Raw genomic sequence first — 23458 nt, forward strand, 5'->3', positions numbered from 1 at the left:
CTCGGGTAATAGGGCCGCACCATAGGGAGGTGATGACCACGGTCTTAGACTGATCGTGACAATTACCCATTGTCACGGTTGATGAGTATGCCGAGTTCGCTTGCAGGCGGAATACGCCTGCCATTACCCAATATCCATGTTGATCCGCAGAGGCTGCTCTTTTCGATGAGCAGCTTGATCGCTGCATCGATTACCTTGGCTATCGCATTTTCGGCCAGCCTCCCGCGCCCCTGGTGGGCGCTGCTGACGGTCTATGTGACAGCGCAACCAATGGCGGGCGCTTTCCGGCCGAAGGTGTTGTATCGGCTCGGCGGGATCCTGATCGGCGCGGGCATGACGATCCTGTTGGTGCCGAATCTCCAGAATTCTCCCGAACTGCTCGTGCTTTGCCTCGCTTCCTGGGCGGGCCTGTGCATCTATCTTGCGGTACTCGACCGGACACCGCGCGCCTTTTTGTTCCAGATGGCGGCGTTTAGCGCGGCCGTTATCAGCTTTCCCTATCTCGACGATCCCGCGAACATCTTCGACACCACCATTGCCCGGGTCCAGGAGATGACCGTCGCGATCCTGTCGGTGACGGCCGTTCATGCCCTGTTGCAGCCGTGGAGCGCGACACCGGTCATCCGGGCGCGGGCGCTATCCTTCTTGACGCATGCGCGGCGCTGGACCGTCGAGGCACTGGGCAGTGAGCACACCAGGCTTGAATATGAGCATCGGCGGATGCTGGCAGCTGACGTCACCGAATTGGGCATGATCGCCATTCATCTCCCGTTTGACCAGCGCTGGGCGCCGGCGACCCGGCGCCGAGTCATGGCCTTGCAGCAGCACCTCGCCAATGTGCTGCCCTTCGCATCGGCTGCCGCCAACCGCCTGGATCAATTGCGCGCAATGGCACCCCTGCGACCCGACCTGTCGGCGTTGGTGGGCGAGGTGTCGGACTGGCTGGCGGATGAGGACGCCAGACCGGAACGTGCGGGACAACTCGTCAGGCAGTGCGAGACGTTCGCGCAGGAGATGGAGGCGAAGGCGGACTGGGCGTCGTTGCTCACCGCGAGCGCGTGCATCCGCATGGCGGATTTTCTTACGGCGCTCGCAGCCAGTCGCCGACTGGTGAACCGCATTGGCTCGCCGGGGCGCCCGAATTTCAAGAATGAGGTTGTCGAGCGTTTCGCGCTGGCGCGCGATCACGGTGTCGCCGCCTTGGCAGGTCTCGCGACGACGGTTGCGATCATGCTCTATTGCGCGGTCTGGATCCTGCTGGCCTGGCCTAACGGATCGGCGACTGCGGCCTTTGCCGCATTGATTACCTGCTCCTTTGCAGCACAGGATGATCCGGCTCCGGTGATCGGGCGCTATCTTACAGCCACCCTCAAGACATTCCCGCTCGCGGCGCTGTACCTCTTTGTCGTCCTCCCGCGGGTGGACGGTTATGAGATACTGATCATCACGCTCGCGCCGGCGCTGTTGTGGATGGGCTATATTCAGGCCGATCCCAAGCGGTCGCCGGAGGCGCTGCCGATGTTCTCCTGCTTCATCGTGGCCATGGGTTTTCTCGCGCGATTCCAGGCCGATTTCGCAGCGTTCATCAACACCGGGCTGGCGCAGATCGGCGGGATCGTCGCGGCGCTCGCGGTCACTAAATTGTTTCGCTCGGCCAATGTGTTGTGGACGGCGCGGCGCATTCTGCGGAGCAATTGGGGCGAACTGTCTCGCCTGGCGGACATTCGCACGCCATTCGTGCCGCAGCGTTGGACGGCCATGGCGGTCGACCGTTTGGGGCAGGTGGCCGCACGGATGGCCATCGCGTCACCGAGCGACGCCCTGCATGCGGCCGATGGGCTTTCCGACCTGCGCATTGGCCGCAATATCATCCCGTTGCGGCGATCCTTGCCCCACGTCCCCCATGACGTTCGCCATGGCCTAGGCGCTGTCTTGTCGGGGCTGAGCGCCTTCTATGCGACCCGCTGGCGGAACGGTGCTCCCGATGCTCCGCCGCCTGCCTTGCTCGCCGCGATGGATTCCGCCCTGCACGCGTTAGTCGCACTCCCGGGCGACGAACATCGGCGGCAGGCGGTGCGGGCACTGGTCGGCATGCGCTGCAATCTGTTCCCATCCGCCGGGAAGCCGAGCGGAGCGATGCCATGATCGAAGAGATCAATATTCTCGGCGTCTATATTCCCGCCGCGCTATTATGGGGGGTGCTAGCGGCTGTCCTGATCTATCTGGTCCGCGCGCCTCTCCAGCGTCTGCCTGTCTACCGCGCGCTGTGGCATCCCAGCCTGCTCGAGCTCGCCTGCTTCGTTCTCTTGTGGTGGGGGCTGAGCGTCCTTGCCGACATGTTCCTCTATTCCTGGCTCATCTCTTGATCATGCTGCATAAACAAAATCTCGTGCGTTCGATCACGACACTCCTCGTCATCCTGGCTACGCTTGGCGGGATCTATGCGTTGTGGTTGCGCTATCAGGTCGCGCCCGTCACCCGCGACGGCAAGGTCCGGGCTGATATGGTGCCGATCGCAGCCGACGTCAGCGGGCTCGTTACCGAAGTCCGCGTCCACGACAATCAGGTTGTGAAGAAGGGCGATGTGCTCTTCACGATTGATCAGCCTCGATATCGGCTCGCGCTGGAGCAGGCCGAGGCGAATGTCGCGAGCCAAAAGGTCGCCCTGGCGCAGGCCATCCGGGAGGACCGGCGTAACCGCGCCATGCCCGAGGTGATCGCGACCGAAGTGATCGAGCAGGGGCGGGCGCGGGTCGAGACGTTACGCGCAAGCATCGGCCAGGCCGTTGCCGCGCGGGATCTGGCCCAGTTCAACCTTGAGCGGACATTGGTCAGGGCGCCTGTCGGTGGTACGGCGTCAAATATGACGCTGCAGCCGGGCGTCTATCTGACGGCGGGCAAGCCCGCCTTCGCGCTCGTTTACGATGCCTCCCTCCGCGTCGAAGGGTATTTCGAGGAAACCAAGCTGCCCGACATTCGGGTCGGCGATCGCGCGAGTGTCTATCTGATGGGCATCGCCGATGAGGTCGAGGGCCATGTGCAGAGTATCGCGGGCGGTGTCGAGGATCGCGAACGGGCCGGTGCCGATGGGCAGCTCGCCAATGTGAACCCGTCCTTCACCTGGGTTCGTCTCGCGCAGCGCATTCCCGTCCGGATCGCGATCGACAAGATTCCCAGGAACGTCCGGATGATCCCGGGACAGACGGTCACGGTGATCGTGCATCCCCGCAAGGATGGGCGCGAGATCCACAGGAGCTTGCCGTGGTGAAGTGTGCACTTTCGTTTCTCTCGATCACGCTGCTCACGGGCTGTGCGGTGGTGGGACCGGATTATCATGTGCCCGAGGGTGCGATGATCAGCCAATCGGGTGCGCAAGGGGATTTCCTGTCGGGTAAGGCCGTTGCGAACGCCGAACCGCTGCCTGAGCGGTGGTGGACGCTCTATAATGATCCCGCACTCGACGCGCTCGTCGTTCAGGCGCTCGAGGCGAACACCGATTTGCGGGTTGCCGAAGCCAATCTCCAGCGCAGCCTCGCTCTTCTCGATGCGCGCGGCGCAAGCCGCGAATTGCAAGGCAGCGTCAGCGCGGACACGAGCTATGCGCAGCGATCCGCAGAGGCGGAACTGCAGCATGTTCAACCGCCGACGCGCCAGATTTACAATGCCGGTATCGGTGTCAGCTATGATCTTGATCTCTTCGGCGGTCTGAGGCGCGGGATCGAGGCGGCGAGCGCCGATAGCGAGGCGGCGGCAGCGGCCCGCGACCTCGTGCGGGTCAACGTCGCCGCCGAAGCGACGCGGGCCTATGCTGAGATTTGCAACAGCGGATCCCAGATCGATCTGCTCAACAGCGTCGTCGCGCTTCAGGCCAAGAGCGTCGCTCTGACCCGCATCCTCATCAGCCATGGCCGCGTCGCCCCTTATGAGCTCGATCGGCGGCAAGCGGCGTTGGATTTGACCAGATCCCGCCTTCCGCGTCTCGCCGCCCGGCAGCGCAACGCGCTGTTCCGGATGACGGCGCTGTTGGGACGCACGCCGAGCGAGGCTGATCTCGCGCTTCTAAACTGCCATCATGCGCTGCAAATGACCCAGATCCTGCCCGTAGGAGACGGTCAGGGGCTGTTGCGGCGGCGCCCTGACATCCGAATAGCCGAACGTCGCCTGGCCGCCTCGACGGCGCGGATCGGCGTGGCGACGGCCGATCTCTATCCGGACATCAAATTGGGAGCGTCGATCGGGTCGACTGGGGCAACGGCTGATTTTCTCTCGCCCGTGACCAACCGTTTCGGGTTGGGACCGTTGATCAGCTGGACGATCAACCGTCATGCGGTGCGTGGCAACATCGAGGCGGCAAAAGCGCAAAGCCGGGCTGATCTGGCGGCATTTGATGGCGTGGTCATCAAAGCGCTGCGCGAGGTTGAATCATCGCTCACATCTTACGCCGCGGGTATCGATCAATTGGAAAATCTCGAGCGGTCGCGCGATGAAGCGGCCCGGGCGGCGCAGCGTACCGCGCAGCTGCGGCGGGGCGGTAAGATTGATGAGCTTCCTGCGCTCGAAGCCGAACGCGATTTTATCGCGGCGCAACAAGCCGTGGCCGAGGCGAAAGCCGCCATGAACGAGGATCAGATTGCGCTCTTTCTGGCGCTGGGTGGCGGGTGGGCGGCACCGGCTTCCCACTGATCCGGCTCGGAACGCGCTTACCTATGCATCGGGTGGAAGGGTATCTTGATCCGGTGGCCGATAGTCTGGCGAATAGGACCGATTCTGGACGCTGCCTCAGGGAGCATAGACGGCTATTTATCCCACTGATTGTGCGCTTTGGCGTCTTGCGACCATGGCGGGCGTGCGTGAGGCCCATGATGCGCTATAGGCCTGCGCGAAGCCCCGCTCCCTTGCGCGGCTGACCACTCCCGGCGACATTCAATTGTCGCCGGGAGACCATTCACGAGCGCTCACGATACTGCGATATCAATTGGGATTCGGGCAGTTAAATGCAAGATTTCTGTTGGATAAGCCGCAAATAATGAAGTTGTGTAGGCGCTTGCAGCTCTTACCTTGGTCTTGAAATTTGGAGCGATCCGGTCGGCGTTTCCATCGCATCGATGATCGGGGTGCTCACTGCATGCGTGTTCGCACACGAACGCGGGACCAATATTAGGCGCACTGGCTTCTTAGCAAGACAGACGACTTGGATGTCAACTGCGCCATCAGGAGCAGTCGACATGATGGAATGTCTCCATGACCCCGGGACTATCGCGGCGCTCAAACGCGCCGCCGCAGATGCCGCGATCGCGCGGGTCGAGGATGGTATGCTCGTGGGCCTAGGCACGGGAACGACGGTCTCCTTCCTTATCGCCGGTTTGGGGAGGCGCGTCACGGCCGGCTTGCGAATAGAGATTGTCGCCACATCGCATGCCACAGTGCGTCAGGCCGCCGCAGCGGGCTTGCCGATCCGACCCTTCAATAGCCTCGCGAGTGTCGATCTCGCAATCGACGGCGCCGACGAACTCGATGTGCAGTTGCGTGCGATCAAGGGCCATGGTGGTGCAATGCTGCGCGAGAAGATCGTCGCGGCGGCGGCTGCGCACATGGTCGCCATCATCGATGCGAGCAAGGAAGTCGTGACCCTCGGACGCGGTGTTCTCCCGGTTGAGACGTTGCCGTTCGCGGCCACCTTCGTCGCGCATCGTGTCGAGGCGTTGGGCGCAAGTGTCAGCATGCGGATGGCGGGCAATGTTCCGTACCGCACCGACCAGAATAATATCGTGCTCGATTGCGGTTTCGGCGCGCTCGCCGATCCTGAAGGTCTGGCGTCAGACTTGTCTGCAATCCCCGGTGTGCTGGGTCACGGTCTTTTCCTCGATGAGATCGATGCCGCCTTTGTCGGCCGACGAGACGGTGTCGCGCACCTGATCCGCGCCGCGCAGGGTGTGATCCTATGACATGGAACGGGTCAACAGTTCGCGGGGGGCCGCCCCCGCCGGATTGTTCGGGCTCCGGTTCCGCGATTGGCGCTTTGGAGAGAGGATATGACGACTGAGCTCCAAGAGCACGCCGTTCGCACCCTTGACGCGCTGGCCATCAATACGGTGCGAACACTCGCGATCGACGCTGTCGAGAAAGCGTCGTCGGGTCATCCGGGAACCCCGATGGCCATGGCACCGCTGGCCTATACGCTGTGGAGCCGTTTCCTTCGCTATGATCCCGATCGGCCGGACTGGCCAAACCGCGATCGCTTCGTGCTTTCGGATGGTCATGCGTCGCTGCTGCTCTACGCATTTATCCACCTCGCCGGGATAGTGGAGATCGATGCGCAAGGCAGGCCGACCGGACAGCCGGCGGTCAGCCTCGATGACATCAGGCAGTTTCGGCAATTATCCTCCAAGACGCCCGGTCATCCGGAATATGGGGTGACGACGGGCGTGGAAGTGACCACCGGCCCGCTCGGACAGGGGTGCGGCAATTCCGTCGGCATGGCGATCGCCGAACGCTGGCTGGCGGCCCATTTCAATCGCGACGACGCCACGCTGTTCGACCATGACGTCTATGTGCTGTGTAGCGATGGCGACATGATGGAGGGCGTGGCGAGCGAAGCGGCATCGCTCGCCGGCCATCTCAAGTTGTCGCACCTGTGCTGGATCTACGACAGCAACCGCATCACCATCGAAGGCGATACCCACCTTGCCTTCAGCGAGGATGTGACGACACGGTTTCGAGCCTATGGCTGGAATGTCCTACACGTCGATGACGCGAATGACACCGACACGATCGCGCGGGCACTGGCGGCGTTCCGGGAAAGCAAGGACGCACCGACGCTTATCGTCGTCGATAGCATCATAGGCTGGGGTTCGCCGATCGCCGGCACGGCTAAGGCGCATAGCGATCCGCTCGGGTCGGACGCGGTCCGGCAAACCAAGCGGGCCTATGGTTGGCCCGAGGACGCGCAGTTCCTCGTTCCGCCTGGGGTCGCGGATCATGTCCGCGCCAGCCTCGCCGACCGTTCACGACCGCGGCGCGAAGCCTGGGAGGAGATGCAGCGTCAGTATCACAAGCAGTATCCCGAACTTGCCCAACAGCTTGAGGCGATGCTGCGCGGCACCTTGCCTGAAGGCTGGGAGAGCGACGTGCCGCAATTCGCGACTGACGCTACTGGGATCGCGACGCGCGACGCCGGGGGAAAGGCGCTTAACGTGATCGCGCAGCATGTGCCGGCGCTGGTGGGGGGCGCGGCTGACCTGGCGCCTTCGACCAAGACCCGGCTCACCTTTGATGGCGCGGGCGATCTCGGCGCAGAGAGCCAGGGCGGGCGGAATATGCATTTCGGCGTCCGCGAGCATGCGATGGGCGCGATCGCCAACGGCATGGCGCTCTCGAATCTCCGGCCATTCACAGCGACCTTCCTCGTATTCAGCGATTATATGCGTCCGCCCATCCGCCTTGCGGCGATGATGGAACTGCCCACGATCTTCGTCTTCAGTCACGATTCGATCGGGGTTGGTGAGGACGGGCCGACGCATCAACCGATCGAGCATCTGGCCGCGCTCCGCGCCGTTCCCGGTCTCAATGTCATCCGCCCTGCAGACGCCAATGAGACCGTGGAAGCCTGGCGGGTCGCCATGGGACAGAGCCAAGCGCCGAGCTGCCTCATATTGTCGCGGCAGAAGCTGCCGATCATCGACCGGGACCGTTATGCGGCCGCCGATGGCCTTGCCCATGGCGCCTATGTGCTGGCGGACATAGATGGGGGCGATCCGGAACTGTTGCTGCTTGCCACCGGCAGCGAGGTCGCGCTGGCGCTTGGCGCGCATGAACGCCTTATGGCGCAAGGTGTCCGTTCGCGCGTTGTCTCGATGCCTTGCTGGGCCTTGTTCGAGAAGCAGCCGCGTCGCTACCGCGATACCGTGTTGCCGCCGGCGGTGCGCGCCCGCGTCGCGGTGGAGCAGGCCTGCGCGCTGGGATGGGACCGCTATGTCGGTCCCGGCGGCGCAACCGTGACGATGGCCAGTTTCGGCGCATCGGCGCCGTACGCCAGGCTGCGGGAAAAATTCGGCTTCACCATCGATCATGTCGTCGCGGTGGCCCGGAGCGTGTTGTCCGCGGAGGAAAGATGATGACCAATCGGTTGCGCAGCCTCGAAGCGGAGGGTCAAGCGGTCTGGCTGGATTTTCTGGACCGGCGCTTGCTCGCCGGAGGCGGTCTCACGCGCTTGATCGAAGAGGACGGGGTGACCGGCCTTACGTCCAATCCGTCCATCTTCGAAAAGGCGATCGGCCACGGCCGTGACTATGACGAGGAGATCGCCGCGGTTCTCGACGACGGCGGTGCGACGATCAGCCAGATCTACGAGCATCTCGCAATCACCGACATCCAGGCCGCCGCCGACGCCCTGCGGCCGGTTTACGACCGTCTGAACGGTGCCGACGGCTTTGCCAGCATCGAAGTTTCGCCGTTCCTCGCGCACTCGACGCAAGGGACCATCGACGAGGCCCGCCGTCTCTGGGCCGCCATCGATCGGCCCAATCTGATGGTGAAGGTCCCGGGCAGCCGCGAAGGGGTGCCGGCGATCCGGGCGCTCACTGCCGCAGGGATCAACGTCAATATCACCTTGCTGTTCGCGCGCGACATGTATGCCGCGGTGGCCGAGGCGTTCATCGCCGGCCTCGAGGACCGGGTCGCAAGGGGCGACGACATCACCGGTATATCCTCGGTAGCGAGCTTCTTCGTTAGCCGGATCGACACCAGGATCGACGCGACGATCGATGCGCGAAGGAAGGCGGGTGACGCCGAGGCCAACGCGCTTGCCGCATTGCGCGGCAAGGTCGCGATTGCCAACGCTCAGCTGGCCTACCAATATTATCTGGAGCTGATGGCGAGCACGCGCTGGCAGGGGCTCGCCAAAAAGGGCGCGCGGCCGCAACGGCTGCTCTGGGCATCGACTGGGACGAAGGACCCAAGTTTTAGCGACGTGCTCTATGTGGAGCGCCTGATCGGGCGTGATACGATCAACACGATGCCGCCCAATACGATCGCGGCCTTTCTCGATCATGGCGTGACAAGCCAATCGCTGACCACGGACATTGATGATGCGCGCGTGATCCTCGCGGAGGCCGACCGTTTGGGGCTCGATATGGCGGGCGTCACCGCTGCCCTGGTCGTCGATGGCATAGATAAATTCTCCGATGCCGCCGACGCGCTTTTTGAAGCGATCGCCAGGGCGCGCAGCGAGATGCTCGATGGGACGATCAATCGGCTTGAAGCGAGTTTGCCCGAGCCTCTGCGCGGCTTGGTCGACACCACGCTCGAGAGGGCGGGCGCTGAACACTGGTCGCGGCGGCTATGGAGCGAAGATGCGACCCTGTGGACGGAGGCCGATGAAAACCGCTGGTTGGGCTGGCTGCGCGCTGGTCGCGGTGAGGCGGTGGATAGGGACGCGCTGGCTACCTTCGCCGCCGAGACGCGCCGCTACGACGACATAGTCCTACTGGGGATGGGTGGATCGAGCCTGGGAGCCGAAGTAATCAGCCGTGTGCTGGGCCATGCCACCGGTCATCCCAAGTTGCATGTGCTCGACACAACCGATCCCGGTCAGATCCAGACGGTCGCCGCCGCGATCGATCCGGCGAAAACCCTTTTCATCGTGTCCAGCAAATCCGGCACGACGATGGAGCCGGACCTGCTGCGCGGTTTCTTCCGTGAACGGGTCGAACGGGCAGTTGGCGAGGGTGAAGCCGGGCCGCACTTCGTCGCCATCACCGATCCTGGTTCGGCTTTGGAAAAACGCGCACGCGCCGCCCGGTTCGAGCATATCTTTGCCGGCGATCCGCAGATCGGCGGCCGCTATTCGGTGCTTTCGCCCTTCGGTCTGGTGCCGGCGGCGGCGATCGGCGTCGACGTGCCGGCATTGCTCTCGGCGAGTTGCGTCATGGCGGATTCCTGTGGCGGTGACGTGCCCCCGGCGGTCAATTCCGGTATTCGGCTTGGCGTCATCATCGGCGAAGCCGCCAAGGCGGGGCGCAACAAGCTGACGATCCTGGCAAGCGCGCGAATGACGCCATTTGGTGCCTGGCTCGAGCAGTTGCTCGCCGAATCGACCGGCAAGCACGGCATCGGCGTCATTCCGGTGGATCTCGAACCCATCGGCACGCCGGACGCCTATGGTCAGGATCGCCTGTTCGTCCATCTCAGGCTCATAGGCGACGAGGATGCGGCGCTCGATGGCCGCGTTGCGGCGCTGGAAGCGGCGGGGCAGCCCGTGGTGCGGATCGGGATCACCGAGCGGCTCCAGATCGGGCAGGAGTTTTTCCGCTGGGAGATCGCGACCGCGGTTGTCGGGGCTGTGCTCGGCATCAATCCGTTCGATCAACCCGATGTGGAGGCCGCCAAGGTGAAGGCCCGCGCGTTGGTCGATTCCTATGAACGGACGGGTTCGGTCGCTCCACAGACGCCGATCGTGCGTGCGGGAACGCTCAGCTTCTTTGCAAATCGGCCGGCCGAAGACGCCGTAACCCTGTTGAAGGCGCACTTTCACGCGCTCGGGTCCGGCGGCTATGCGGCATTTCTCGCCTATATCGAGCGCAGCGATTCGCATGAACTGGCGCTGAGCCAGATGCGCGTGATGGTCCGCGACGCTCTGCGTGTTGCGACGGTTGCGGGGTTCGGCCCGCGATTTCTCCATTCTACGGGCCAAGCCTATAAGGGCGGCCCGGCGGGCGGTGTGTTCCTCATCCTCACCCGTGATGCTGATCCCGATCTCGCCATTCCCGACCATCGCGCCAGCTTCGGCACGGTCCAGTTGGCGCAGGCGCTTGGCGACATCGAGGTGCTGGCCGAACGCGGCCGACGATGGCTTCGTGTCCATATCCACGGCGCGGAGGCGGAAGGGCTTGCCGAACTCGGCCGGCTTATCGCCGCCGCGCTCGCCTGAAAAACAGGAGGTGACGACATGCGAATAGGCGTGATCGGGCTTGGCCGCATGGGCGGCAACATCACCAGGCGACTGATGCGCGGTGGGCATGAGGTCGTCGCCTGGGACCATGGGGAACAAGCGATCGCGACGGTCGTGGCGGACGGTGCCATCGCGGCCGCCTCGCTTGAGGATATGGCCGACAAACTGGCAACACCCGGGATATTCTGGGTGATGTTGCCAGCCGGCGAGGCGACCGAACAGACCATCACCGCGCTCGGGACGATCGCCGCGCGCGGCGACATCGTGATCGACGGCGGCAACAGCTTCTACAAGGACGACATCCGCCGGGCCAAAGCGCTCGCGGCGCTGGGTATCGACTATGTTGACGTCGGCACCTCGGGGGGTGTCTGGGGCCTCGAGCGTGGTTACTGCCTGATGATCGGCGGCCCCGACAGGGCGGTGGACGAACTGGACCCGATCTTCGAGGCGCTGGCACCCGGCCTTGGGACCATAACGCGTACCAACGGCGCCGATGGTCCTAGTAAACGCGCCGAGCGTGGCTATGTCCATGTCGGACCAGCGGGCGCGGGGCATTTCGTCAAAATGGTCCATAATGGCATCGAATATGGTCTGATGCAGGCCTATGCCGAGGGCTTCGACATTCTGAACGCCAGGGCGTCGGAGAAGCTTCCCGAAGACGAGCGGTTCACGATCGCTCTGCCTGACGTGGCGGAGGTGTGGCGGCGCGGCAGTGTCATTTCCTCCTGGCTGCTCGACCTGTCCGCTGCCGCGCTTGCGCGCGACCATACCCTCGAAAAATATAGCGGCCATGTCGCGGACAGCGGCGAGGGTCGGTGGACGGTCGATGCGGCGATGGAAGAGGCGGTGCCGGCATATGTTTTGTCGGCGGCGCTCTTTGCGAGGTACCGCAGCCGCGTCGATACTACCTTCGGTGACAAGCTCCTGTCCGCGATGCGCTTCGGCTTCGGAGGGCATGTCGAGATTCCGCAATGATGACCGGCAATTCGGATCAGGCTCCCGCCGCGACCCTGGTGATTTTCGGTGTGACCGGAGATCTGACGCGCCGCTTGCTGGTCCCGGCCCTCGCCAATCTTCGGCGCGAAAACCGGATCGGAGACGATCTGCGGATCCTCGGCATCGGCTATGAGGCTATGGATGACGCGGCGCTGCGCGCCCGTCTCGACACGTTCACCGATCCCAGCCCATCCGGTTGGAGCAAATTGCGCAATCGCATCACCTATCTAAAGGGTGATTTCGACGATCCGGCGACCTATCGCGCGCTTGGCCAGCAGCTCGCCTACGCCGGCAATGCCGCCTTCTACCTCGCTACGCCTCCGGAATTTTTCGCGCCTATTGTCGAGCGGTTATCGGTGGCCGATTTGCTCAAGGAGGATGCGGGCTTTCGTCGTGTCCTGATCGAAAAGCCGTTTGGGCACGATCTCGCTTCGGCCCGCACGCTCAACGACCGCCTCCTAAAGCTGATTGGGGAATCCCAAATATATCGGATCGATCATTATCTGGGCAAGGAAACGGTACGGAACATCCTCGTCGCGCGCTTTGCGAATCCGATGATCGAGGCGGTGTGGAACCATCGCTATATCGATCATGTACAGATTACGGCCGCGGAGACTGTCGGGGTCGGTCGGCGAGGGAAATTCTATGATGCGACGGGCGCGCTGCGGGATATGGTGCCGAACCATTTGTTCCAGCTTCTCGCGATGGTCGGGATGGAGCCTCCCAACAGCTTCGCTGCCGCCGCCGTCCAGACGGAGAAGAGCAAAGTCATCGAAGCGATGCGCAAATTTTTGCCCGAGCAGGTGACGACGGACGTTGTGCGAGGCCGTTATGGCGCGGGACGCGTCGGCGATGAGCCGCGAAGTGCCTATTCGGACGAACCCGATGTCGATCCGGACAGTGACACCGAAACCTTTGTTGCGGTGAAGCTCTTGCTCGACACATCGCGATGGTCGGGTGTTCCCTTCTACCTGCGGACCGGCAAGGCGCTGGCGCGGCGCGATACGGAGATCGTGCTCCAGTTCAAACCGGTCCCGTGCGCCTTGTTTCGTCATAGCGATATGAACGGCCTCCCGCCCAATCGCTTGATCATCCAGATCCAGCCCGATGAGGGGATCAGTTTCGACTTCCTCGCTAAATTGCCGGGACCGGCGATTGCGGCGGCACCGGTCACCATGGATTTTCGCTATGCGGATCGTTTCGAGCTGGGCAAGCTTACCGGCTATGAGACCCTGCTCTATGATTTGCTGATCGGCGATCAAACCTTGTTCCAGCGCGCTGATGCGATCGAGGCATCCTGGGCAGTTGTGCAGCCAATCCTCGATGTCTGGGGCAGTGGCGAGGGACGGCCCCAATGCTATGCTGCCGGAAGCGATGGACCGGACGAGGCCAATGCAATGCTCGCTCGCGATGGACGCGCCTGGCATCCGATCGCGCGATGAGATCAGGTGTGTCATCTCCCGAGGAGATCCGGCTTCTCGTATCGGACATCGACGGTACGCTGGTGCGCGACGACAAGAGCTTGTCCGACGTCAATCGCGATGCGATTCTGACCTTGGCCGCTGAAGGTGTGGCGACCACCTTGATAAGCTCGCGACCGCCGCGCGGCATTCTGCAACTGGCTGCTACGTTGCACCTCAGTGGACCATTTGCCGCATTCAACGGCGGAACCCTGTTCGATCGCGACGGCACGATCCACTTCGCCCACCGGCTTGAAGGTGCCGTTGCCGCGACGATCCTGCGGTTGATCGACAGACCGGGCGTCGCACCCTGGGTCTATGCCGATGGCGCGTGGTTCGTCACGCGACTGGACAATCCGCATCTCGCCCGCGAGCGGCTCGCAGCGGGAATCGCACCGGTAATCCGGACCGATTTTGCGGGCCTGGACGGCCGTGTCGACAAGATCATCGGCGTCAGTGATGACCATGATCTGCTCCGCGAGCTCGAGGAGCGCGCAAAGGCAATGGTCGGCGAGCAAGCGGCGGTTGTGCGTTCCCAGCCTTATTATCTCGATGTGACCCACAACCTCGCCAACAAGGGCGACGGGATAACCGCGCTGGCCCGGGCGTTCGGGGTCGAACTGGCCCAGGTCGCCGCGCTTGGTGACATGCCCAATGATGTACCGATGTTCGCCCGCGTGGGATTTGCGGTGGCGATGGGGCAGGCGCCCGCCAGCGTTCGGACGGCCGCGAGCGCGACCGCGGCCAGCAACGAGGAGGATGGTGTCGCGGACGCCGTCCATCGGTTCGTTCGTCCAAGAATTGCCCGATCTTGATCTTGGCAGTGCTGGACGGGCCTTTGTGCGTGCGGTCGATCGGGGCACGGCGCTGAATGCGCTCACCGGCCCCAGTAGATCGCGACCGGCGCGCGGATCGATGACAGCACGCGTCCAATGGCGAGATTGGACGAGGATCCCTCTCTGATCGCTTGTTCCGCGACGGCGCGCTTTGTCTCGCCGGTGATCGTCAGGAGCAGGCAGCGGGTCGCCACAAGCGCGGCGCGTGTCAAGGTGACCCGTGCGACGGGCGCTGCCGCCGGAAGCGGGTCGGGGGTCACGCCATAGGCGAGCCGGCGCGCGGGAGCGTTCAGCGCGGCATCGAAATCGGGTCCGGGGAGGATCGATGCGACATGTCCGTCCTCGCCCATGCCCAGCCACACAAGGTCCAGCGGCCATCGTAGCCTGCGCAGCTTGCGGTCGGCCGTGTCGCCGGCGGACCGGGGATCGGCTTCGCCGTCGAACAAGGTGAGGAGCATCGCGCCGGTGCTGCCGAAATAGGTACGGATCAAGCCGGCCCCGCTAAGCGGATCGTCGATTGGCACCAGCCTGTCATCGGTCGGCAGCAGCGTCACGCGCGGCCAGTCGACGTCGCGGACGGCGAGCTGGTGAAAGATCGGCTTGGGTGTCTGGCCGCCGGGTACAGCAATGACGGCCGAACCGCGCGCTGCGATCGCGGACCTCAGGATCGACTGGACGACGTCGGCGACCGGAGCCGCCATTGCTGCCGCATCCTCGAACGACTGCCATACGAGGGCGGCGCCCGACCGTTCGGACGGGCGGTTCATCCCATGACGACCAGGATCTGATGCGTTTTGCCGTCATCGGGGAGATCGATCTCGAAAGGACGCTCGGCGATCTCGGTATCGTCAATCCGCGCCGAGGCGATCCCCTTTGCGACACCCCAGGGATTTTCGACACGGATCTCGAAGCGGGTCGATCCGCGCCGCAGCGAAATCTCGAAGCCGGGCCAGCTATCGGGAATGCACGGATCGAGATGGAGCGCCGTTCCGCGCAAGCGCAGCCCCAATATCTCTTCCACCCCGGCGCGATACAGCCAGGCGGCTGATCCCGTATACCAGGTCCATCCCCCCCGGCCGACATGATCCGCCGCGGAATAGACGTCGGCCGCGACGACATAGGGTTCCACCTTGTAGCGGCGCAGATCGGAGCGGTTGCGGGCGTGGTTGATCGGGTTGAGAAGCCAAAAGAGAGAGGCTGCCTTCGCGCCTTGGCCGAGCCGCGCAAGCGCGATGATCGACCAGACGGCGCCATGGGTATATTGGCCACCATTCTCGCGAATTCCCGGTGGATAGCCTTTGATATAGCCGGGATCGTGAGGCGTTCGATCAAAAGGTGGCGTGAACAGCAAGGCAAGACCATCATCGTCGCGGATCAGTTCCCGCGCGACGGCGTCCATCGCCCGCGCTGCGCGCTCTGACTGCGCGGCACCCGAAATGACGGCCCAGGATTGCGCGATCGAATCGATCCGGCATTCGTCGTTCGTCGCCGACCCGATGGGGGTGCCATCATCGAACCATGCGCGCCGGTACCATCCGCCGTCCCACGCATTGTCCTCCAGCGCCTTTTGCAATGCCTTCGCCGCTTCGCGCCATGTCGACGCCCGCGCCGCTTCACCACGCGCCTCGGCTATCGCGGCGAAGGCGGTGAGCGCCATATGCGACAACCAGGCGAGCCATACGCTTTCACCCTGACCCCCGCTGCCCACCCGATTCATGCCGTCGTTCCAATCGCCGCCGCCGATAAGGGGAAGACCGTGGGCGCCACGCGCGAGGCTGGCGTCGAGCGCGATCGCGCAATGCTCGTATACGCTCGCTATTCGGTCCGAGACGGTGGGCGTGAAGAAGCTGTCATGTTCGTCGTCCTTCAGCTTCTGCCCCTCCAGAAAGGGAACGGCCTCGTCGAGCAGCGAGGCATCGCCGGCCACGTCGAGATATTGGGCTACACAAAAGGCGAGCCAGCGCCTGTCGTCGGAGATGCGGGTGCGGACGCCTGCGCCTGAATGAGGAAGCCACCAGTGTTGGACGTCGCCCTCGGCGAATTGGCGCGCGGCGGCGCGCAACAGATGTTCGCGCGTGAAGGACGGATGCAGGGCGGCCAGCGCCATGCCGTCCTGGAGCTGATCGCGGAAACCATAAGCCCCGCTCGCCTGGTAGAAGCCGGAACGCGCCCATAGGCGGCAGGCGATCGTCTGGTAAAGGAGCCAGCCATTGGCCATGATGTCCAGGGATCGGTCGGGTGTCTTTACCTTGACGGTGCCGAGCAGCTCTTCCCATTGATCGTGAATTTCGGTGAACACCGCATCGAGATCCGCCTCGCGATAGCGATTGATGAGTGCGGTGGCTTCCTCCGGCCCGGTGGCGTCGCCGAGGAGGATGACGATTTCACTCTCGGCGCCTGGCGCCAGCTCGAGCGTTGTTGCCATGGCGCCGCACGGATCAAGACCTGCCCCGGCATTGCCCGACAGCCGTGCTGATCCGGCTAGCCCGACCGGATCAGACAGGCAGCCGTTGCGGCCGATGAACTCGCGGCGGTCCCCTGTCCAGCTTGTCTGCTGGCCGGCAAGGTCCAGAAAGGCGACCCTGCCGGCGAAGGCGGCGTTCCACGGATTGCGCGCGAAGATCGCCTGAAGGTCCGGATCGACTTCGGTGCAGACATAGGGCGCGGCTGCCGCCCGCGATGTGCCTAGAACCCAGTCGACATAGGCGGTGACGGACACACGCCGCCGCCGATCGCTCTGATTGCGCAATTTCAATCGCGTGATCCGGATGGGATCGGCCTTGGGCACGAACGTCGTCATTTCCGATGCAATGCCGCGCGCCATATGCTCGAAGCGACTATAACCCCAGCCGTGGCGGGTGACATAGACCCCCATTTCGTCGCGAATGGGAAGCGCTGTCGGACACCAGAGCTCACCTGTGTCCTCATCGCGCAGATAGATGGCGTCGCCGGGACGGTCGGTGACGGGATCGTTCGACCAAGGAGTCAGTTGGTGTTCGCGGCTATTGACCGACCAGGTGAAGCCGCATCCTTCGGCTGAAATCTGGAATCCGAAGTTCGGGTTGGCGATGACGTTGATCCATGGCGCAGGGGTCGACTGGCCGGGGCCCAGGGTGATGACATATTCGCGGCCGTCGTCGGCAAAGCCGCCGATTCCATTGAAATATTCGAGCGGCGCCCCGGCCTCGGTGTCGGGTTGCGATGGGGCCGTTTGCGCGGCCGTCCGGCGATCTGTGCGTAGGGGAGGGATCGGGGCCTTGATGCGGTTGAGTTGCTCAGCGAGACCGCCGCCATCTCCTGTTAGTCTGACGCGCGCGACAGAGGCCAGCAAGGCACTGGTTTCGGCGGAAACAAGGTCGGCACGCAGGATGAATACCTGGCCCGTCAGCCCTTCTGCCGATGCGGGTGGACGGGCCTGGCTGGTGCGCAATGTGGTCTCAAGCGCCGTCTGCAAATCCTGAACATAGGAGGCGGCACGTTCATTGAGGATGACGAGGTCGACCTCGAGCCTGCGGCTGCGCCAATATTCCATGGCCTGCAGCAGCTGATGGACGAGCCTTATGTCCTCGATGTTCGCGATGCGCAGCAGGATGATCGGCAGATCGCCCGAGATCCCCTGTGGCCAAAGGCCTGATTGCGGGCCTGCGCCGCTCGTGATGATTTCCGAGGAGGATCGAAGGGATGGACCAGCATAGATGAGATGGCCAGCGAGACGTTGGAAGTCGTTCGCCTCATCCCGCTCAATACCGAGATGATGGAGCTGGATTTGAGCCTGCGTCCAAGCCAGCGTCACCGCCCGCTCGAAGGCACTGATGTCGTTCGTTTTGTCGACAACGTCGAGCAGCTTTTCGCGCGAGTCCGCCACCACCGTCCAGAAGTCGATGCGCGCGGCGGCACCCGGCGCCAAGCGGACCCGCCGGCGCAGGACGAATGCGGGGTCCAGAATCGTACCGGTAGAGCGCGCGAGGAGTCGACCATCCATAGCTGCGGCCGGGGTGCGAACGCCGAGCCCGCGTCCCAGAAATCGGGTTCGATCGGAATCGAATTCCGCGTTCGAGACAACGTCACCTGAAGCGACCGAATGATGCGCCGCCCAGATCTCTGTTTCGTCCGCTGATCGCCGGCGGCGGGTCGCGAGGATGGCTCCGAAGCGGGCGACAAACTCGGTCTGGATGAAGAGTTTCGAGAACACCGGATGCGCGACATCGGCCGCTTGCGGTGCGATGGCGATCTCGGCGTAGGAGGTTACCTCGATCTCTCTGGGACGGCGTCCATTATTGGTAATCGTGAGGCGGCGCACCTCCGCGTCGTCCTCGGTCGAGACGACCACCTCGAGCGCCGTATGGAGATCGCCGTCCTGGCGCAAGAATGTCGCGCGTTCCTCGTTGAACTCGACGGAATAATAATCCGGCTCGACGCTCGTCGGCTGATAGGTCGCTGACCAAAGCTGATTGCTCTCGACATCGCGCAAATAGAGATAGGAGCCCCAGTCATCGCACGTCGTGTCCTCGCGCCAGCGGGTAACGGCCTGATCTCGCCAACGGCTGTAGCCCGACCCAGCCGCCGTCAGCATGACAGTGTAGCGCCCGTTGGAGAGGAGATGCGTGGCCGGCGAAGCAGCATGCGGATCGACGTGTCGCCAAGCGGTGATCGTCGCGAATTCGCGGATCTTCGCGTCGGGCTTGGCATCGCTTGCCCAGGACGGCGCCGCGGCGATTTCGTGGGGCATGCGCTCATGCAGAAGCAATTCCACCGCGTGCATGATCGGTTCGGAATGGAACCGCTCGCGCATCATCCCGCCAAGCACCGTATCGGCTAGTGCGACGACGGTCATCCCCTGGTGATGGGCCATAAAGGCCTGGACGATCGCGACATTTTGCCCCTCCGACAGACGGCGGGTGGTGAAGTCGAGCGCCTCGAAAAATCCGAACCGGCCACGCGCGCCATATTGTGCCAGGTGGGTGAAGTTGCGCGCCGCTGAGACCGGCTCGACGAGCGCGGCGAGCGCTGTGGCGTAAGGCGCGACCACCGCATCCTCACCGAGACCGCGCTTGAGGCCGAGGCCCGGTATTCCGAAGTTGGAATATTGATAGGTGCGATGGAGGTCGCGGGCGTTATAGGCGGATTCGGAAATGCCCCACGGCATCGCCAGCGCCTTGGCATAATCTCGTTGGCGGCGGATAACGGCGCGATTGGTGCGCCCAAGGATGCTTTGGCTCGGCGCGCGCATGATCAAGGCGGGCATAAGATATTCAAACATCGAGCCGGACCAAGACAGCAATGCAGCACCGCCCTTGATCGGGGTGACGCTGTGTCCAAGCCGAAACCAGTGCCGGGCGGGTAGGTCGCCCTTGGCAATCGCGATGAAGCTTGCCAGACGGGCTTCCGAGGCGAGGAGGTCATAACAGCTCTCATCGAGCGCGCCGTCGCGCACCACGAACCCGATCGAAAGAAGCTGACGCTCCTGGTTGAGGAGGAAGTCAAACTCCATCGCCAACGCCATTTCCCGTGCGCTGCGACCGATGGCGGTCAGGCGGGTAGCGAAATCGCCGTCGGCCGACAGGTCGCGTTGGTGACTGGCGATCGAATGGCAAACCGCCTGCGCCCAAAACTTGATGTTCGAGGCGTCCTCTCCGCGCTCCGCCGCGAAGGCCTTGGCGAGATCGACGAGAATCTCCGCAGGTGCAGCCAGCCGATGGAGCCGCTCGGCCAGCGTTGTGCCCTCGGCTGGTGTGGTTTCCAGCTGAGCGAAGATGAGCGCGACTTCATCGTCGAGCTGCCGCCACGTGACGGTTTCGGTGCGCCGTGCGTCGCGAAGGGCCTCGACCTCCTCGCGCACGAGCAAGAGTGCATCGAAGATGCCGGCAAGCCGTTCCGCATCATCAAGTGTGCGGACGGACCAATCTTCACACGAACGGGCGAGCGCGATGAGGTGGCCCGCAAGATTGCCGCTATCGACGGACGAAACATATTGCGGATCGAGGGCGCGCAGATTTTCGGTGTCGTACCAATTATAGAAATGGCCGCGATAGCGGTCGAGCTTCGCCATCGTCGCCATCGTCGCCTCGAGCCGCTCAGCTGTATCGATAGCGCCTGCCCAGCCGAAATCATGGGCGCTTGCGGTCGACAGGAGGTAGAGGCCGATATTGGTCGGTGAAGTGCGCCTCGCGAGCACCGGCGATGGCGTCTCCTGGAAATTGTCCGGGGGAAGCATGTGGTCGCGGGGCGTGACGAAGGTCTCGAAATAGCGCCAGGTGCGCCGTGCAATCAGTCGTAGGGCCTGGCGGTCGGTATCGCTCAATATCTGTTCCGGCACGGCGCTGGACGGTCGGCTCACCCATCGCGCGATTGCGGGCGAAAGGATCCAGAGGATCGCGAAGGGCGCAGCGAGATAGAAGGTGCGGTCCCCGAAATACGCGGTTCCAGCTATCGCGACGACGCCCGTCACAACGGCGCCCGCCATCCAGCTGTAATAGGTGCCGAGGCTCGGATCGCGGCCGATCGTCGCTTGGGCGGCGGGTGTCCATTGGAGGAGATTGCGGCGGGTGATGAACAGGCGCGTCAGGGTTCGTATGACCGCGTCGGCCATCAGCCAGGCCTGGTGCGCGAGCAGCGTCACGATCAGCAGAATTTGCCAGAGCGCGTCGCCAAGATCGTGCAACACCCTCGCCAAATGCACGCGTGCCGGGATGCCGGGATGTCGGGCACCTGCCGATGCGAAAACGGGCGCCAGGCTCGGTAGCGCAATCGTCCCCAGGAAAAAGAGCGTCCAGACGAGGGCCGCATCGAACGGCAACGCCCATCCCGCCAACAGCGCCAGCACGCAGGTCAAGGGCGTGACGGACCGCCGCAAATTGTCGATCATTTTCCAGCGGCCGCTAGCCGGCATCTGGGCGGGCAAGCGCCGCGATTTTCCGAGCAGCACGCTCCAACCGAGGATCCAGGGCAATAATTGCCAATCACCCCGCGCCCAGCGATGGTAGCGAAGTGACGCGACGTCATAGCGGGTCGGGTAGGATTCGACGACCTCGACGTCGGTTGCGAGGCCGGTCCGGGCAAATACGCCCTCGAACAGATCATGGCTCAGCAGGGTCGAGTCCGGCACGCGATCGGCGAGCACGGTCTCGAAAGCATCGACCGCATAGATGCCCTTGCCGGCATAGGAGCCTTCGCCGAACAGGTCCTGATACACGTCGGAAACCGCGGACGAATAGGGATCGATGCCATTTGGGCTGGAAAAGGCCCGTTGATAGGCCGAGCCCTCCGCTCCGACTGGCAGGCTGGGTGTGACGCGAGGCTGAAGGATGGCGTAGCCCTCGATGACGCGGCGTTTGACGGGGTCGACGATGGGGTGGTTGAGCGGATGCGCCATCTTGCCGATCAGCCGGCGCACCGTGTCGGGGGGAAGGCGGGTGTCCGCGTCCAGGGTGATCACATAACGAACGCCCTCGGATACCGTTGGCGGCTGCCCGGCGAGGGCGATGAATGTCGTGTCCCTGGCGCCGCGGAGCAGGCGGTTCAGTTCATGGAGCTTGCCGCGCTTGCGCTCCCAGCCCATCCACCGGCCTTCGCTTTCGTTCCAGACGCGGCGGCGATGGAGCAACAGGAACCTGGCGCCGCTGGGCGAGGGCGGGTGCCGCTGGTTCAGGCGCGCGACGGCATCGATGGCTGTCTGCAAGAGGATGTCGTCGCCATCGACCGTCTCGCTTGCCGCATCGCGCCAATCCGAAAGCAGCGCGAACTGGATGTCGCCGCATATGCTGGCAAGGTGGTGGCTTTCCAGTTGCTCGACCTGCTCGAGGATCGCGTCGGAACTGGTCAGCAGGGTGGGTATGACCACGAGGGTGCGCAACTCGGCGGGAACCTCACCGCGCAGCTCAAGACCGGGAATCTGGGTGACGCGGAACTGGTGGGTCAAGCCCTGGTTTACAAGCGAGACAGCGGAATCGATCGCAGGTACCGCGCCCAAGAGGCCGAGAAATCCGAGCAATATCCAATCGACGCTGGCCTCGACGTGAAAGATCACCGGGAAGCCCAGCAAGAGCAAGGCGATGAGCGCGCCCGCCCCGGCATAGCCGCCGACGCCGAGCGCCCGATAGCCGCGGCTTGCGAGCGTCGCCAAGGAGGGACGAAAGCCCAGCGTGCCCTCGAATTCCGGGCGGCCCTCGGCCGCTAGATAATATCCCGGATCCTTGCGGCGGCGTTCGGTTGCCGCGGCCGCGGCTTCGACGGCCAGGCGCGCGACATCCAACTCGCTGCAGTCTGAACCTCGGGCGAGTTGCTCGACGGATGTGCGATAAAGGTTGCGGGTGGCGAAATCCATCTCGGCGAACGCGCATCCCGTGGCAAGCACAGGATCGACCAGCGAGACGCGCTCGAAGAGGACGGCCCAGTCCACATCCGAAATGTGACGCATGCTGGTGATGATGTTGCGCACCGTCACATTGGCCGCGATCTGCCTCTGCTGCTCGTCGCGGATGGCGCTGTCCATCGTCCGCCCGTCCGTCGCGAGACGTTCGTCGAGGCGGCCGAGCATGGCGGTAAGCGCCGGGTTCTGGTCGCGAAGCCGATGGGCCAGTTGGAGTGCCAGTGCATCGGAGGGCGCTTCCCGGCCGAGTTGGTCGACCAGGTCGGTGTCCGATTGGTCGCTCTCCGCTGCGCTCAACAGTCGGTCGGCGATCTCATCGGCCATCCGGCGCTCGTCGCGGCTGTAGACGATCCGCTCGGCAATTCGCCGCAGATTCTCGATCAGGATGATGCGCAGGGTGATCGCCGAAGCCCATAATTCGCCGATCGTGAGCGGTTGCACCTCCTGATAGGCCTGGATGAAGGTGCACCAGCTGTTCGCGTCGAAGCGGCTATCGGTGTGGGCGACATAGGCCCAGACCAAACCGAAGACTCGGGGCAGGCGAGCGAAGGGACCACCGGCAAGCTTGGGCAGCTGTCGATAATAACGCGGCGGCAAGTCGAGCCGCACTTCTCGGATCTGGCGTTCGACCAGATGGAAATTGTCGATGAGCCATTCTGCCGGCCGGGGTGATGGCGGCCTTGTCGACGATGGCCGAACAGATCGATCGATAGGATTGCACGAGACTTGTTTCATTGTCGGCGAGCCGGTCGAGCAGCGGGTGGCCTAATTGTCGGTGGGGCTTGACGGTCTGGGCGCGCGCAAGGCTGTGGGCATGCTCCTCCAGCCGCTCGACGCTGAAGAGCGCCTC

General features: G+C 63.6%; 12 protein-coding genes. 10 read left to right on the top strand and 2 right to left on the bottom strand.

What is annotated here, in order from left to right; translation table 11 throughout:
* Positions 1–81: 81 nt before the first annotated feature.
* The 10 genes from HHL26_RS19950 (at position 82) to HHL26_RS19995 (ending at position 14219) form a co-directional block, all read left to right on the top strand.
* Positions 82–2145 carry an FUSC family protein gene (locus HHL26_RS19950; protein ID WP_277349427.1) on the top strand — a complete coding sequence of 688 codons (2064 nt, stop codon included), beginning with the start codon at positions 82–84 and terminating at the stop codon, positions 2143–2145.
* Positions 2142–2366, top strand: coding sequence for a DUF1656 domain-containing protein (locus HHL26_RS19955; RefSeq protein WP_066564426.1), 225 nt, complete (start codon positions 2142–2144; stop codon positions 2364–2366). The genes HHL26_RS19950 and HHL26_RS19955 overlap by 4 nt, the downstream gene beginning before the upstream one ends.
* Positions 2367–2368: 2 nt before the next feature.
* On the top strand, positions 2369–3268 hold the full coding sequence (locus tag HHL26_RS19960; protein WP_066564428.1) for an efflux RND transporter periplasmic adaptor subunit: 900 nt from the start codon (positions 2369–2371) through the stop codon (positions 3266–3268).
* Entirely contained in the window at positions 3262–4683 is a 1422-nt protein-coding gene (locus HHL26_RS19965; RefSeq protein ID WP_169576641.1) for an efflux transporter outer membrane subunit, read from the top strand. Before HHL26_RS19960 ends, HHL26_RS19965 begins: the two co-directional genes overlap by 7 nt.
* Positions 4684–5228: 545 nt before the next feature.
* Positions 5229–5945 (top strand): ribose-5-phosphate isomerase RpiA, encoded by a 717-nt coding sequence (gene rpiA / locus HHL26_RS19970; RefSeq protein ID WP_169576674.1) that lies wholly within the window; start codon positions 5229–5231, stop codon positions 5943–5945.
* An 87-nt stretch (positions 5946–6032) separates the two neighbouring features.
* A complete protein-coding gene (gene tkt / locus HHL26_RS19975; protein ID WP_169576642.1) occupies positions 6033–8114 on the top strand; it encodes a transketolase in 2082 nt (693 codons plus the stop codon).
* Positions 8111–10927, top strand: a complete 2817-nt coding sequence (locus tag HHL26_RS19980; RefSeq protein ID WP_240962529.1) for a bifunctional transaldolase/phosoglucose isomerase — start codon at positions 8111–8113, stop codon at positions 10925–10927. The genes tkt and HHL26_RS19980 overlap by 4 nt, the downstream gene beginning before the upstream one ends.
* 18 nt (positions 10928–10945) lie before the next feature.
* Entirely contained in the window at positions 10946–11923 is a 978-nt protein-coding gene (gene gnd / locus HHL26_RS19985; RefSeq protein ID WP_066564435.1) for a phosphogluconate dehydrogenase (NAD(+)-dependent, decarboxylating), read from the top strand.
* Positions 11920–13386, top strand: a complete 1467-nt coding sequence (gene zwf / locus HHL26_RS19990) for a glucose-6-phosphate dehydrogenase (protein ID WP_240962530.1) — start codon at positions 11920–11922, stop codon at positions 13384–13386. The genes gnd and zwf overlap by 4 nt, the downstream gene beginning before the upstream one ends.
* An 8-nt stretch (positions 13387–13394) precedes the next feature.
* Positions 13395–14219 (top strand): HAD family hydrolase, encoded by an 825-nt coding sequence (locus HHL26_RS19995; RefSeq protein ID WP_346765608.1) that lies wholly within the window; start codon positions 13395–13397, stop codon positions 14217–14219.
* 62 nt (positions 14220–14281) lie between these two features.
* On the opposite strand, the gene pgl is transcribed toward HHL26_RS19995, so the two are convergent.
* Together pgl and HHL26_RS20005 are read right to left on the bottom strand one after the other, a co-directional pair.
* Positions 14282–15007, bottom strand: a complete 726-nt coding sequence (pgl, locus tag HHL26_RS20000) for a 6-phosphogluconolactonase (RefSeq protein WP_169576644.1) — start codon at positions 15005–15007, stop codon at positions 14282–14284.
* On the bottom strand, positions 15004–23343 hold the full coding sequence (locus HHL26_RS20005; RefSeq protein ID WP_206377553.1) for a glucoamylase family protein: 8340 nt from the start codon (positions 23341–23343) through the stop codon (positions 15004–15006). Before HHL26_RS20005 ends, pgl begins: the two co-directional genes overlap by 4 nt.
* Positions 23344–23458: the final 115 nt, after the last annotated feature.

The sequence above is a fragment of the Sphingobium sp. TB-6 genome, from assembly GCF_012927365.1.
GTDB lineage: Bacteria > Pseudomonadota > Alphaproteobacteria > Sphingomonadales > Sphingomonadaceae > Sphingobium.

Excerpts from the sequence above, each read along its gene's own strand:
- HHL26_RS19950 (WP_277349427.1), top strand. The coding sequence starts at position 82 with ATGAGTATGCCGAGTTCGCTTGCAGGCGGAATACGCCTGCCATTACCC.
- HHL26_RS19955 (WP_066564426.1), top strand. The coding sequence starts at position 2,142 with ATGATCGAAGAGATCAATATTCTCGGCGTCTATATTCCCGCCGCGCTA.
- HHL26_RS19960 (WP_066564428.1), top strand. The coding sequence starts at position 2,369 with ATGCTGCATAAACAAAATCTCGTGCGTTCGATCACGACACTCCTCGTC.
- rpiA (WP_169576674.1), top strand. The coding sequence starts at position 5,229 with ATGGAATGTCTCCATGACCCCGGGACTATCGCGGCGCTCAAACGCGCC.
- tkt (WP_169576642.1), top strand. The coding sequence starts at position 6,033 with ATGACGACTGAGCTCCAAGAGCACGCCGTTCGCACCCTTGACGCGCTG.
- HHL26_RS19980 (WP_240962529.1), top strand. The coding sequence starts at position 8,111 with ATGATGACCAATCGGTTGCGCAGCCTCGAAGCGGAGGGTCAAGCGGTC.
- gnd (WP_066564435.1), top strand. The coding sequence starts at position 10,946 with ATGCGAATAGGCGTGATCGGGCTTGGCCGCATGGGCGGCAACATCACC.
- zwf (WP_240962530.1), top strand. The coding sequence starts at position 11,920 with ATGATGACCGGCAATTCGGATCAGGCTCCCGCCGCGACCCTGGTGATT.
- pgl (WP_169576644.1), bottom strand. The coding sequence starts at position 15,007 with ATGAACCGCCCGTCCGAACGGTCGGGCGCCGCCCTCGTATGGCAGTCG.
- HHL26_RS20005 (WP_206377553.1), bottom strand. The coding sequence starts at position 23,343 with ATGAAACAAGTCTCGTGCAATCCTATCGATCGATCTGTTCGGCCATCG.